This window comes from Variovorax sp. Soil_C_12, from assembly GCF_057657375.1.
In genome coordinates this window covers 1-14085 of record NZ_JBDGIO010000006.1, presented here as the reverse complement: position 1 = coordinate 14085, position 14085 = coordinate 1, and the positions used below count along the sequence as shown (strand labels likewise).

Sequence of the window (14085 nt, the reverse complement as noted above, 5' to 3'; positions counted from 1 at the left end):
CAGACTGGCGCAAAATGCGCCAATCAGGAGTGAACCCAATGTCTTCGGCCACCCCCTTCGCTTCCGTCAAGCTGCCTGCCGCGCTGGTCGACAAGGCACGCGACGCGGCCCAGCCCATGCGCCGCTCGGTGGCAAGCCAGATCGAATACTGGGCCACCCTCGGCCGCGCGCTCGAGCAGGCGGGCCTCTCCACGCAGGACAGCCAGGCGCTGATTGCGCGCGAAGAAGGTGCACGTTACGTCGTTGCCGGTCAGGCTCAGCCGGCCCTGTCGCCCGAACTCGACGCCCTGCATGGTCACGTGCTGGCCTTGGCCCAGTCCGGCGCACTGGCTGAACGGGCCAAGGCGGCGGTGGGCGAGAACCGCGCCAAGGCGCAGCCCCGTCCGCGCAGCCGCCGCGCGGCCTGATGCCGGTCCTGCACCTGATTGCCGGCCCGAATGGCGCCGGCAAGTCGACGCTGTACCGCTACCTGATCCAGCCGCGCTACCCGCAGCTGCCCTTCATCAACGCCGACCTGTACGAGCGCGAGCAGCTCGGTCATATCCGGCATGCCGTGCGGCGCTCGGAGGCCGCCCGGGCATGGGCCGACGCGCAACGCCAGGCACATCTGGAGGCCGGGCGCTCCTTCGTGAGCGAGACCGTCTTCTCGCATCCCTCCAAGCTGGAACTCCTTGCCGAGGCGCGGACCTTCGGCTTCGAGGTGGCGCTCTACATCGTGTGTCTCGACGAGCCGCGCCGCCTGCTGGAGCGCGTGCAACAGCGCGTGCATGAGGGCGGCCACGACGTGCCGGCCAGCAAGATCCTGGCGCGTTATCCGCGCACCCTCGAGAACCTGCGGGTGGCCGTTCGCGCGGTGCCGCTCGCGATGCTGTTCGACGGGGCGGACGTCGAGGCCGGGGGCCCGCACCTGCTGGCTTCGGTGGTCGCCGGGCGCGTCCAGCCTCATGGGCTTTGGCTGCCCGCGTGGGCGCGAAAGGTGCTTGGCCCGGACGAGGCCGCCTAGAAATCCGGGCCGCTCACCGGAGTACCTTCGCCTTCGGCTAAGGTGCTATGAGCCTTCGGAGCGGCCGTGCGGCTCATGGCCGCATCAGCGCCTCGATCTCATCCGGCTTGACCGGCACCCCGCGCGAGATCAGCTCGCAGCCCGTTTCGGTGATGATCGCGTCGTCTTCGATGCGGATGCCGATGTTGTGGAACTGCTCCGGCACGCCCTCCCCCGGCCGCACGTAGATGCCCGGCTCGATGGTCAGGACCATGCCCGGCTTCAGGATGCGGCTGGGGCGGTTCTTGATCAGCTCGTTCGACAGCGGGTCCCGGCGCTCGCTCACCTCGCCGGCCTGCGCGGGCTCCACATAGCTGCCGCAGTCATGCACGTCCATGCCCAGCCAGTGGCCGGTGCGGTGCATGTAGTAGGCGAAATAGGCGCGCTTCTCGATCACGTCGTCCACGCCGCCCACCTTGTCGGCATCCAGCAGGCCCAGGTCGAGCATGCCCTGTGACAGCACCTTCACCGTGGCCTCGTGTGGATCGTTGAAGCGAGCGCCCGCTCGCGTTGCAGCCACCGCTGCGTCTTGACTGGCCAGAACCAGCTCGTAAAGCGCGCGCTGCGGGCCGGTGAACGTGCCGTTGGCGGGGAAGGTGCGGGTGATGTCGCTGGCGTAGCCGTCCAGCTCGCAGCCGGCGTCGATCAGCACCAGCTCGCCCGAGCGCACCGGCGCCACGTCGGCGCGGTAGTGCAGCACGCAGGCGTTGGCGCCGGCGGCCACGATCGAGTTGTAGGCTGGGTACTGCGAGCCACCGAGGCGAAATTCGTGCAGCAGCTCGGCATCGAGGTGGTACTCGCGTACGTCCCGGCCCTCGCGCAGCATGCGCGCCGACAGCTGCATCGCGCGGACATGGCCGCGGGCGCTGATCTGCGCGGCTCGTCGCATCGTGTCCTGCTCGCCCGCATCCTTGATCAGCCGCATTTCGTCCAGCGGGCCGCAGAGGTCGCGTTGCTCTTCGGGGCACAGCGCGCCGTAGCGCACCCGGGCGCGCACCGCCGACAACCAGCCGTCGACGCGCGACTCCAGCCCCTTGTGCGTCGCGAAGGGGTACCAGACCGTCTTCTTGTTCTCCAGCAGCTTCGGCATGCGGGTATCGAGCTCCTCGATCGAGAAAGCCTCTTCGACGGCCAGCGCCGCCGGTGCCGCCTCCGGGCCCAGGCGGTAGCCGTCCCAGATCTCGCGCTCGCGGTCCTTGGGGGCGCAGAACAGGGTGGCATGTCCCTCGCTTGTGAGCACCAGCCAGGCGTTGGGCTCGGTAAAGCCCGTCAGGTAATAGAAGTAGCTGTCGTGGCGGAAGAGGAAGTCGCTGTCCCGATTGCGCGGACGCTCCGGCGCGGTCGGGATGATGGCGACCGCGTCGGGTCCCAAGTAAGAAGAAAGTTCCTTGCGGCGGCGGGCCAGATGATTTGCGGTCATAACGTCACTATGCAATACCTTTGTAACTACTCCCCTGGAGAGTAGGAACACATCACGAAAACATTTGCAAGAAGGGTTGCCCTGTAGGAGGCCGCCCACGTACAAATGACCATCTTGTCAAATTGGAGGTGTTTTTGTTGAATTTTTCATATAAAGGCGCGCTTCTGGCGACCGTCGTCGCAAGCGCACTCATCGCAGGTTGTGGAGGAGGAGGTGGTGGCGGCGGTGGCGGCGGATTCGCCGCCCTCGGCGCCACGGCGACGGGCACGGGTACGGGTACGGATACAGGTACCGCCACCGGTACCGGCACCGCGCCGGCCACTCAGTCTTCGGCTACCACGCCCGTTCCGAACGAAGTAATCGACAGTTCCGGCACGATCGCTGCGGATGCCTACAAGGCGACCGCTGCTGCGTTCGCCAAGGACGCCGGCATCGCGTACCGCTACGGCAACCCGGCCGCAGTCGACAACACCGGCATCCCGACGCTGTTCCAACGTGCCGACCAGACGATGTCGGCCTACCACGCCGGCACCTGGCAGGTCGGTGGACCGCTGCTGGCCGACGCCGGCCTCTACTCGACCAACCAGGCCCACGTCGGCTTCGTGCCGGACAACATTTCGGTGCGCATGGGCGTGGGTGACCTGCAGATCTCGGCAGTCGACCACAACACCTTCGCGCAGGCGCCGCAGCTGCCCTGGCAGGAAGCGGCCGCCTGGGACGGCAGCGCCGGGCGAACCAACTACAACGTCAGCACCTACAAGACCGCCGGTCTCACGAACGGCGAGCCGGTGGCGGTGGCGCGCTGCGGCGGTCGCACGGGTTTCTGCGCGGAGTCGGTGGTGGCCTTCCAGAACGGCCTGATCGGCACGGCCGGCACCAACACCGCGAACAACAGGAGCTCGGTGAAGCTGCCCGCCAACAAGGTGCCCACGGGCATCGCCATGACGAACAACAGCGAATACGCGCTGGTGACGGTGTGGGACACGACGGCGCTGAAGGGCCAGGTGGCAGTGATCTCGCTGGCGGGGCTGTGCAACAACTGCAATCCCTACGACTCGGCCAAGAACGGCAGCTACGACGCCTGGTACGACTGGTGGCATGAGTGGATGGGCGTGTACCCCGGCCTGCCGAACATGGGCAACATCGCCTTCATGAAGGTGCTGGGCTACGTCGACCTGCCGGGCATGAACGCACCAACGGAAATTGCGGTCACCACCGGCTTCGACCAGTTCGGAACCTCGCTGCCCGAGAAGAACGGCGAATTCATGGGCCAGACCTACTCGCCCCTGACCGACCCGGCCAAGCGAGCGACCTTCAGCGGTTCCGGCTCCAACGCCAACCGTTACGCCAAGGCCGGCGTGGCCGTCGTCATCTCCAAGTCGGAGAAGAAGGCCGCCTTCATCGACCTGAAGCCGCTGTTCAGCTACGTCAACGGCGTCTACTTCGGCACCGGCCCGACGGAGTTCACGAACCTGGGTCAGGCCGACAACCAGTGGCCCTACACCTTCGCGAACAAGCCGCAGCAGACGCCGACGGTGATCTCGACCGTGGCGCTGGATGACCGTCCGACGGCAGTGCGCACCACCATCTTTGGCAGCGTGCACCGCGCCTGGATCGCTACCGAGAGCGGCTCGCTTCGCATCTATGGCCTGGGCAACGTGCCCACCGGGACGGTGGCTGCCGACGTGGCAGAGAAGGGTCGTGTGGCGATCGGCAAGAACCCGACCTCGCTGGCGATCTCGAAGATCGATCCGGAGAACACCTCGATCGAGCCCCTGAACCAGCAGGTGCTGGTGGCCTCGCGGGGTGAGCGCAAGATCCAGTGGGTGAGGTTCGCGTCCGACGGCAACAGCGGGAGCGTGGTCCGCAACCTGCAGGACTCGCGCATCGTGGACCCGATCGCCGTGGAAGACGCCGACAACTTCGCCAGCAACAACATGGTGCTGAGTATTGCCGACTACGCCGGCAAAAAGGTGTCGAATTACCGCTATGGTTCCGTCATCTTCGCGAATCGCGGTGGCTCGTGGTCGTGCCAGCCGCCGCGTGGCTGCCCAGTTCAGCCCACCAATGGGGTCAACATCGAGTTCGGCGGCAGCTTTGCGATGGAGGGCAAGCCCTTCCAGATTCGAACTGCCAACGTGCCGTGATCAGCTGAAAACCAGCGTCAATTGATCACAAAGGCCCGCCTCGTGCGGGCCTTTTTTCTTGTGCGTCTCGGCCGAACGCACGCGCTTGGTCGTCGCCCTCCCTGAATGGACAGTACGAAGAAGGTTCCTCCTCAATCTGGAGGATTTGCGTTGAAAGCGTTAGCAATCACAACGTTAGTAACACCGCCCTGGGGAGGCGGCATACACATAGGAAAAGAAGTGCAAGAGCGGTTGCCCGCGAAGCCATTGACCCGTACAAACCCCAACTTAACCAATTTAGGAGGGATTTGCTTGAAAGTCATCGACAAAAGCGCGCTTCTGCTTTTTGTTGCAGCTGGCGCACTCGCAGGATGCGGGGGTGGAGGCAGCAACAGCGGCGGATTCGCCGCAGCCCAGGGCTCGGACGCGTTACCTGCGACCGCTTCTTCAACCACCGCCGCACCTGCCGCCGAATCCACGGCGACCAAGGAAGCCGCACCGATCAGTAAGCTCGATGCCAGCTGGACCAAGGTCGCGGACGAGGATCGGACCTTCACGCTGGCCGCCGCGACGGTCGTGAAATACGGGGCGAACGACACCTACGCCACCAAGACGCTGTCGGGCTCGCAGTCCTGCAGCAACGGAACCTTCGGCGACCCGCTGCCCTTCGTGGTGAAGGCGTGCTATGTCCAGACTGGGACCGAGGCTGCGCCCGCACCCGCTCCCGCACCCGCACCCGCACCCGCTCCCGCTCCCGCTCCCGCGACTGCGCCCGCTGCAGGCACGCGCCTGGCCGCCGAGGGCGCGTCCTTCACGGTGGCCTCTGCGACCCGCGTGCAATATGGCGCCAACGGCAAGTGGGTTGAGAAGACCGTCAGTGGCAGCGCCAGCTGCACGAACGCATTCTTCGGCAGCGATCCCGTGCCGTTCGTGGTCAAGGCCTGTTATTCGCTCGGTGCAGCATCCGCGCCGGCACCTGCCCCCGCGCCGGCCCCGGCGCCCGCACCGGCACCCGCACCGGCACCGGCACCCGCACCGGCACCCGCACCCGCACCGGCACCCGCACCCGCACCCGCACCCGCACCCGCACCCGCACCCGCACCCGCACCCGCACCGGCCCCTGTCTCCGGCGACGTCGTCGACAGCGCCGGAAACCTGGTGGCTGACGCGTACCGCGCCATGGCACCCCTGCTCTCCAAGGTGCAAGGTATCCGGTATCGCTATGGCGACGCCCCGACCGTGAACAACAGCGGCATTCCCACGCTCTACAAGCGCGCCGACCAAACCATGAGCTACCACGCCGGGACTTGGCAGGTCGGCGGCCCTGTCACGAGCGACGCGGGCTTGTACTCGACCAACCAGGCGCATGTCGGCTTCGTCGCCGACGATCCGACCCTGCGCATGGGCGTGGGCGATCTGCAGGTCTCTGCGATCGACCACAACACCTACTCGCAGGCGCCGCAGCTGCCCTGGCAGGAAGCGGCCGCATGGGACGGCAGCGCCGGACGCACCAACTTCAACGTCAGCACCTACAAGACCGCCGGTCTCACGAATGGCGATCCGGTCGCGGTGGCGCGTTGCGGTGGCCGCACAGGCTTCTGCGCGACCTCCATTGTGGCCTTCAACAATGGCCTGATCGGCACGGCGGGCAGCAACACGGCGAACAACCGAGGCTCGGTGAAGCTGCCTGCCAACAAGGTACCGACCGGTATGGCCATCACCAACACCAGCGAATACGCGCTGGTGACGGTGTGGGACACGACGGCGCTGAAGGGCCAGGTGGCGGTGATCTCGCTGGCGGGGCTGTGCAACAACTGCGACCCGTACAACTCGAATGGCGGGACGCCGACCGGCATCCGCAACGGGACCTACGACCGCTGGTACGACTGGTGGCATGAGTGGATGGGCGTGTACCCGGGTCTGCCGAACATGGGCAACATCGCCTTCATGAAGGTGCTGGGCTACATCGACTTGCCGGGCATGAACGCACCGACGGAAATCGCGGTCACCACCGGCTTCGACCAGTTCAGGACGGCGTTGCCCGAGAAGCAAGGCGAGTTCATGGGTCAGACCTACTCGCCCCTGACCGATCCGAGCAAGCGCGCCAGCTTCAGCGGCTCCGGCTCCAACGCCAACCGTTACGCCAAGGCCGGCGTGGCCGTCGTCATCTCCAAGTCGGAGAAGAAGGCCGCATTCATCGATCTGAAGCCGCTGTTTACCTACGTCAACAGCGTGTACTTCGGTACCGGTCCGACGGAGTTCACCAACCTGGGTCAAGCCGACAGCCAGTGGCCGTACACCTTCGCGTACAAGCCGCAGCAGACACCGACGGTGATCTCGACCGTGGCACTGGACAGCAGGCCGACCGCGGTTCGTACGACCCTGTTCGGCAACGTGCACCGCGCCTGGATCGCCACCGAAGAAGGTTCGCTGCGCATCTACGGCCTGGGTGACGTGCCCACCGGCACCGCGGCAACGGACGTCGTCGAGAAGGGCCGTGTCGCAGTCGGCAAGAACCCGACCTCGCTGGCCATCTCGAAGATCGACCCGGAGAACCGGAGCATCGAGCCGTTGAACCAGCAGGTGCTGGTGGCCTCGCGCGGCGATCGCAAGATCCAGTGGGTGCGCTTCGCCTCCGATGGCAACAGCGGCAGCGTGGTTCGCACCCTGCAGGATTCACGCATCGTGGACCCGATCGCGGTGGAAGATGCCGACAACTTCGCGAGCGACAACATGACGCTGAGCATCGCGGACTACACGGGCAAGGCGGTGTCGAACTACCGCTACGGTTCGGTGGTCTTCGCGGGTGGCGGGGCTTGCCCTGCGTCGTCGGGCGGCTGTCCGGTGCAGGGAACCGGCGGCATGAACATGGAGTTCGGCGGCAGCTTCACGATGGAGGGCCGGCCCTTCATGCTGAGGACAGCCAACGTGCCTTGATCGTCTGATTCGATCCAAGCTTTGCGGCCCGCCTTGTGCGGGCCGCTTTTTTTTGGCTGTTGCTTCCCTCAAACAGTTGCTGTCGGCAACGAATTCTTCAGTATGCCTTTTTGGAAAGTTCAAGTAACCAATTGAAACTTCAGTAACGCACACGGCCCTAAAAGGATCGAAAAGAAACGGAATGCAAGTAACGTAGAAAGACGTATCGCCTGCTTCTGCAATCTCCACCTCGATCCTTTCTGGAGCAATTGGATGAAAGTCACGGACAAAAGCGCGCTTCTGCTCTTTGTTGCTGCGGGTGCGCTGGCGGGTTGCGGAGGTGGAGGCGGTAACTCGGGTGGGGGCTTCCCCGTCTCGCTGGCGGATGGTGCGGCGTCGACAGCCGCCCCTGCCCCGACCCCGACGGCCACCACCGACTCTGCCGACGCAAAGGAAACCGAAGCCTCGAGCAAGCCGCTCGATTCGAGCTGGACCAAGGTCGCTGACGAGAATCAAAGCTTCGTGCTGGCTTCCGCGATGGTCGTCAAGTACGGGGCAAAGTCGACCTGGAGATCCAAGACACTTTCGGGGTCCGTCGACTGCAGCAACGCGACCTTCGGCGACCCGCTGCCCAATGTTGCGAAGGCCTGTTACATCCAGGGCCAGACGCCCGCGCCGGCCCCGGCCCCGGCCCCGGCCCCAGCACCGGCACCGGCACCGGCACCGGCACCGGCACCCGCACCGGCACCGGCACCCGCACCACCAGCACCCGCACCAGCACCAGCACCAGCACCCGCACCAGCACCAGCACCCGCACCAGCACCAGCACCCGCACCAGCACCAGCACCCGCACCCGCACCGGTCGCGGGAACGCTGCTCGCCAAGGAGGGTTCTTCGTTCACTGTCGCCGTCGCGACCTTGGTCCAATACGGCGCCGGCACGTCGTGGATCCAAAAGACGGTCACTGGCAGTGCTGCCTGCACCAATGAATTCTTCGGCGGCGATCCCCTGCCTTTTGTCGTGAAGGCCTGCTATTCACTCGGAGCCGCCAGCGTGCCTGCCACGGCACCGGCACCCGCACCGGCACCGGCACCGGCACCCGCACCGGCACCGGCACCGGCACCCGCACCGGCACCGGCACCCGCACCGGCACCGGCACCGGCGCCCGCACCGGCACCGGCACCGGCACCCGCACCGGCACCGGCACCGGCACCCGCCCCCGCACCGATTACCGGCGACGTGATCGACAGCGCCGGCCGTGTCGTTGCCGACGCCTACCGCGCCCTGGCGCCCAGGCTGGCCAAGGCGGAGGGCATCGCCTACCGCTACGGCGATGCGCCGGTCGTCAACAACAGCGGCATCCCCACGCTGTTCAAGCGCACCGACCAGACGATGGCGAGCTACCACGGCGGCACCTGGCAGGTCGGTGGACCGCTGCTGGCCGAACCCGGCCTGTACTCCACCAACCAAGCCCATGTGGGCTTCGTGGCGGACGATCCGACGCTGCGCGTCGGTGTGGGCGACCTGCAGATTTCGGCGGTCGACCACAACACCTTCGCGCAGGCGCCGCAGCTGCCCTGGCAGGAAGCGGCCGCCTGGGACGGCAGCGCCGGGCGCAACAACTACAACGTCACCACCTACAAGAGCGCGGGCCTGGTGACCGGCGACCCGGTCGCGGTGGCACGGTGTGGTGGGCGCGTGGGCTTCTGCGCGACCTCGCTCGTGGCCTTCAACAATGGCCTGATCGGCACGGCCGGCAGCAACACCGCGAATAACCGGACCTCCGTCAAGCTACCTGCCAACAAGGTGCCGACGGGCATCGCCATGACGAACAACAGCGAATACGCGCTGGTGACGGTGTGGGACACGACGGCGCTGAAGGGCCAGGTGGCGGTAATCTCCCTGGCGGGGCTGTGCAACAACTGCAACCCCTACAACTCGGCGAGGAACGGCAGCTACGACGCCTGGTACGACTGGTGGCATGAGTGGATGGCGGTCTACCCCGGGCTCCCGAACATGGGCAACACCGCCTTCATGAAGGTCCTGGGCTACATCGACTTGCCGGGCATGAACGCGCCAACGGAGATCGCGGTCACTACCGGCTTCGATCAGTTCCAGACCGCACTGCCAGAAAAATATGGGGAGTTCATGGGCCAGACCTACACGCCCCTGACCGACCCGGCCAAGCGCGCGACCTTCAGCGGTTCCGGCTCCAACGCCAACCGCTATGCCAAGGCCGGCGTGGCCGTCGTCATCTCCAAGTCGGAGAAGAAGGCCGCCTTCATCGACCTGAAGCCGCTGTTCAGCTACGTCAACGGCGTCTACTTCGGCACCGGCCCGACGGAGTTCACGAACCTGGGCCAAGCCGACAACCAGTGGCCCTACACCTTTGCCTACAAGCCGCAGCAGACGCCGGCGGTCATCTCGACCGTGGCGCTGGACGACCGGCCGACGGCAGTACGCACTACGCTGTTCGGGCCCGTCCATCGTGCGTGGATCGCTACCGAGAGCGGCTCGCTGCGCATCTACGGCCTGGGCAATGTGCCGGCCGGCACCACCGCGACGGACGTCTTCGAGAAGGGCCGTGTCGCAGTCGGCAAGAACCCAACCTCGCTGGCCATCTCGAAGATCGACCCGGAAAACAGGGACATCGAGCCGTTGAACCAGCAGGTGCTGGTGGCCTCGCGCGGCGATCGCAAGATCCAATGGGTGCGCTTCGCCTCCAACGGCGACAGCGGCAGCGTGGTCCGCACCCTGCAGGATTCACGCATCGTCGACCCGATCGCGGTGGAAGACGCCGACAACTTCGCCAGCGACAACATGGTGCTGAGCATCGCGGACTACACGGGCAAGGCGGTGTCGAACTACCGCTACGGCGCCGTCGTCTTCGCCGACCGCGGCGGCTCCTGGTCCTGCCAGCCGCCTACCGGGTGTCCCGTCCAGCCCACGGGCGGCCTGAACATCGAGTTCGGCGGCAGCTATGCGATGGAGGGCAAGCCCTTCCACATCCGCACGGCCAACGTACCCTGAGCGGCCGCGATCTAGGCAGGTCGTCTTCTTGCGTTCAGCGCCGCGAGCCGCTCCGGCGTCCCGACATCGGTCCAGGCGCCCTCGTAGAGCTCAGCGCTGATCCGGCCCTCGGCCATGGCCGCACGCAGCAGCGGTGCCAGCGGCGCCTTGACGCCGCCGGGGTTGCCCGCCGGAATGCGGCAGTACGGCGGCGCGAACAACGCCGCGCGGTACAGGCCGATGGTCGAGAAGGTGTGCATCAGCGGCGCATCGTTCAGCGCCAGCCCATCGGGCGAGATCCCGAAGTCGCCGCGCAAGTTGTGCGGCGGGTTCGGCACCAGCCACAGGTGCGCGAGGCCCTTGCCGGCCGCGAAACGGTCCACCGCGGCCTGGGTGAAGGCGAAATCCGGCGCGAACACGTCGCCCGCCAGCACCCAGAAGATCTCACCCAGCAGCGGCAACGCCCGCACGATGCCGCCCGCAGTCTCCAGGGCGCCGCCGAAGTCGCGGCCTTCGTGGGAATAGGCAATCTCGCCACCAGCGTGCCGGTGCCCGAAGCGCGAGACGATCAGCTCGCCCAGCCAATCGGTGTTGACGACCAGCCGCCGGAAGCCGCCTGCTGCCAACGCCTCCATCGGCCATTGCATCAGCGGCTTGCCCTGCACCTCGAGCAGCGGCTTGGGTCTCGTGTCGGTCAGCGGCCGCATGCGTTCGCCCCGACCGGCGGCGAGGATCATGGCCCGGATGCTCATGAAGCAACCGCCTCCGCCGCGATGGCCCCGCGCTGCAGCGCGTGCCGTTCGACGCGGCCCGCCACGAACAGCGCCTCCAGCGCCCCCATCAGCGCCCTCGCCTTGGCCGAGTGGTCGGCGCCGAAATTGCAGACATAGACATCCAGCGTCGCCCCGCGCTGCTCCGGCCAGGTGTGGACGCACAGATGCGACTCGGCGAGCAGCACCGTGGCCGTCACGCCGCCGGGTCCCTGCGGGCTGGCCGGAAAAGCGTGGAACAGCGTGCCCACCACCTGCAGGCCGGCCGCCTCCACCGCCTTCACGCAGGCGGCACCCAGTATTGGCGCATCGACCAGCCAGCGCGTCTCGCAACGGCAATCGTGGAGGTCGGCGGTCAGGTGCAGCCCATGCATGGCCGGCACTCTATCAGCCCTCTGCCGCGCCTCCGGACAGGCGCCATGCCCCGCCCGTTAAAATCCCGGGTTCTCCCCAACCAGCACCCCCAAGAAAGCCCCGACCACATGGCCAACCAAGCCTTGATGGCCAACGCGATTCGCGCGTTGGCCATGGATGCCGTTCAACTCGCGAACTCGGGGCATCCGGGCGCACCGATGGGCATGGCCGACATGGCGGTCGCCCTGTGGGGCGAGCATCTCCGGCACAACCCAGGCAATCCGCAGTGGTTCGACCGCGACCGTTTTGTGCTCTCGAACGGCCACGCCTCGATGCTCATCTACGCCGTGCTGCACCTCACCGGCTACGCACTGCCGGTGGAGGAGCTCAAGCGCTTCCGCCAGCTGCACAGCAAGACGGCCGGCCACCCCGAGACCGGCATCACGCCCGGCGTGGAAACCACCACCGGCCCGCTGGGCCAGGGCATCACCAACGCAGTCGGCTTCGCGCTGGCCGAAAAGCTGCTGGCCTCCGAGTTCAATCGCCCCGAGCACAGCATCGTCGACCACCGCACCTACGCCTTCCTGGGCGACGGCTGCCTGATGGAAGGCATCAGCCACGAGGCCGCCGCACTGGCCGGAGCCTGGAAGCTGGGCAAGCTGGTCGCGCTGTACGACGACAACGGCATCTCCATCGACGGCCCGGTCAAGCCCTGGTTCATCGACAACACGGCGGAGCGCTTCAAGGCCTACGGCTGGAGCGTGATCGGCCCGATCGACGGCCACGACGTGAAGGAAGTGTCGGACGCCATCCAGCGGGCCCGGCAGCAGGACGAGCGCCCCACCCTCATCATCTGCAAGACGCAGATCGGCAAGGGCAGCCCCAACCGCGCCAACACCGCCAAGGCCCACGGCGAGCCGCTGGGTGCCGACGAAATCGGCCTCACCCGTACCGCGTTGCAATGGCAGCACGAGCCCTTCGAGCTGCCGCAGGCGGTGTACGACGAATGGGACGCCAACGCCACCGGTGCGCAGCGCGAAGCCGCGTGGAACGACAAGTTCGCCGCCTATGCGAAGCAGTTCCCCGACCTCGCGGCCGAATTCACCCGCCGCATGAAGGGCGAGCTGCCGAAGAACTTCCACCAGACCGCTTTCGATGCCGTCGTCACGGCCCACACCAAGGCGGAGACGGTGGCCTCGCGCAAGGCCTCGCAGCTGGCGCTCGAAGCCTTCACCGCTGCCCTGCCCGAGCTGCTGGGCGGCAGCGCCGATCTGACCGGCTCCAACCTCACCAACACCAAGAGCACGCCGGCCCTGCGTTTCGACGCCACGGGCGCCGTGGTGCGCACCGAGGGCAACGAGCAGATCCCCGACGGCCTGCCGGGCCGCCATATCAACTACGGCGTGCGCGAGTTCGGCATGGCCGCCATCATGAACGGCGTGGCGCTGCACGGCGGCTTCATCCCTTACGGCGGCACCTTCCTGACCTTCAGCGACTACAGCCGCAACGCCATCCGCATGGCAGCGCTGATGAAGCAGCGCGTGGTGCATGTGTTCACGCACGACTCCATCGGCCTCGGCGAAGACGGCCCCACGCACCAGTCCATCGAGCACGCGGCCTCGCTGCGCCTCATCCCCAATCTCGACGTCTGGCGCCCCGCTGACACGGCCGAGACCGCGGTGGCCTGGGCCGTCGCGCTGCAGAACGCCACGCGCCCGACCGCGCTTCTGCTGTCGCGCCAGAACCTGCCCTATGCGCCCAAGAAAGACCTGAGCGACATCAGCAAGGGCGCCTACGTGCTGGCCGAGCCCGAACTCAAGAAGAAGCTGCAGGCCGTCATCATCGCCACCGGCTCCGAAGTGCAGCTCGCGCTCAAGGCCCAGGAGCTGCTGGCGGCAAGGAAGATCGCCGTGCGCGTGGTCTCCATGCCCTCCACCACCACCTTCGACCGCCAGGACGTGGCCTACAAGAAGAGCGTGCTGCCCCAAGGAACGCCGCGCATCGCCGTCGAGATGGGTGCCACCGACGGCTGGTGGAAGTACGGTGTCGCTGCCGTCGTCGGCATCGACACTTACGGCGAGTCGGCGCCCGCCGGCGTATTGTTCAAGCATTTCGGCTTCACGGCCGAGAACGTCGCTGCCACGGTCGAGGCGGCGCTCGCGCGCTGATCCGGCCGCACCCAGTTTTCAACCTTCCAGGAGCAAACCACATGGCTATCAAACTCGGCATCAACGGCTTCGGTCGCATCGGTCGCAACGTGCTGCGCGCGGCGGTGCAGAACTTCAAGAACGACATCGAGATCGTCGCGATCAACGACCTGCTCGAGCCCGAGTACCTGGCCTACATGCTCCAGTACGACTCGGTGCACGGCCGCTTCCAGGGCGAGGTCACCGTCGAGGGCAACACCCTGATCGTCAACGGCAAGAAGATCCGCCTGACGCAGGAGCG

The 14085-nt window shown here is 66.7% G+C and carries 10 protein-coding genes; 7 read left to right on the top strand and 3 right to left on the bottom strand.

Annotated elements, in window-relative coordinates; translation table 11 throughout:
- Positions 1-38: 38 nt before the first annotated feature.
- Together AC3A6X_RS17100 and AC3A6X_RS17095 are read left to right on the top strand one after the other, a co-directional pair.
- Positions 39-407, top strand: a complete 369-nt coding sequence (locus tag AC3A6X_RS17100; protein WP_106559613.1) for a TA system antitoxin ParD family protein — start codon at positions 39-41, stop codon at positions 405-407.
- Complete coding sequence (locus AC3A6X_RS17095) at positions 407-1003, top strand: ATPase (RefSeq protein ID WP_487843311.1); 597 nt, start codon at positions 407-409, stop codon at positions 1001-1003. The genes AC3A6X_RS17100 and AC3A6X_RS17095 overlap by 1 nt, the downstream gene beginning before the upstream one ends.
- 73 nt (positions 1004-1076) lie before the next feature.
- Here the strand turns inward: AC3A6X_RS17095 and AC3A6X_RS17090 are convergent, their stop codons facing one another.
- The gene (locus AC3A6X_RS17090) at positions 1077-2462 is read right to left on the bottom strand and encodes an aminopeptidase P N-terminal domain-containing protein (protein WP_487843310.1); all 1386 of its coding nucleotides are present in this window, start codon (positions 2460-2462) and stop codon (positions 1077-1079) included.
- 137 nt (positions 2463-2599) lie between these two features.
- On the opposite strand from AC3A6X_RS17090, the gene AC3A6X_RS17085 reads away from it, so the two are divergent.
- From AC3A6X_RS17085 to AC3A6X_RS17075, 3 genes are all read left to right on the top strand, one after another.
- Positions 2600-4609 carry a hypothetical protein gene (locus AC3A6X_RS17085; protein WP_487843309.1) on the top strand — a complete coding sequence of 670 codons (2010 nt, stop codon included), beginning with the start codon at positions 2600-2602 and terminating at the stop codon, positions 4607-4609.
- Between the two features lie 291 nt (positions 4610-4900).
- Complete coding sequence (locus tag AC3A6X_RS17080; protein ID WP_487843308.1) at positions 4901-7525, top strand: hypothetical protein; 2625 nt, start codon at positions 4901-4903, stop codon at positions 7523-7525.
- Positions 7526-8557: 1032 nt separating this feature from the next.
- Positions 8558-10534 carry a hypothetical protein gene (locus AC3A6X_RS17075; RefSeq protein ID WP_487843307.1) on the top strand — a complete coding sequence of 659 codons (1977 nt, stop codon included), beginning with the start codon at positions 8558-8560 and terminating at the stop codon, positions 10532-10534.
- A gap of 11 nt (positions 10535-10545) precedes the next feature.
- On the opposite strand, the gene AC3A6X_RS17070 is transcribed toward AC3A6X_RS17075, so the two are convergent.
- Together AC3A6X_RS17070 and AC3A6X_RS17065 are read right to left on the bottom strand one after the other, a co-directional pair.
- Positions 10546-11250 (bottom strand): nucleotidyltransferase family protein, encoded by a 705-nt coding sequence (locus AC3A6X_RS17070; RefSeq protein WP_487843691.1) that lies wholly within the window; start codon positions 11248-11250, stop codon positions 10546-10548.
- A gap of 11 nt (positions 11251-11261) precedes the next feature.
- The gene (locus AC3A6X_RS17065) at positions 11262-11657 is read right to left on the bottom strand and encodes an S-adenosylmethionine decarboxylase family protein (protein ID WP_487843306.1); all 396 of its coding nucleotides are present in this window, start codon (positions 11655-11657) and stop codon (positions 11262-11264) included.
- Between the two features lie 108 nt (positions 11658-11765).
- Here AC3A6X_RS17065 and tkt point away from each other — a divergent pair, with 108 nt between their 5' ends.
- Both tkt and AC3A6X_RS17055 read left to right on the top strand, forming a co-directional pair.
- On the top strand, positions 11766-13805 hold the full coding sequence (gene tkt / locus AC3A6X_RS17060) for a transketolase (protein WP_487843305.1): 2040 nt from the start codon (positions 11766-11768) through the stop codon (positions 13803-13805).
- A 41-nt stretch (positions 13806-13846) separates the two neighbouring features.
- On the top strand, positions 13847-14085 hold a 239-nt coding region (locus AC3A6X_RS17055; protein ID WP_487843304.1), incomplete at its 3' end, for a glyceraldehyde 3-phosphate dehydrogenase NAD-binding domain-containing protein.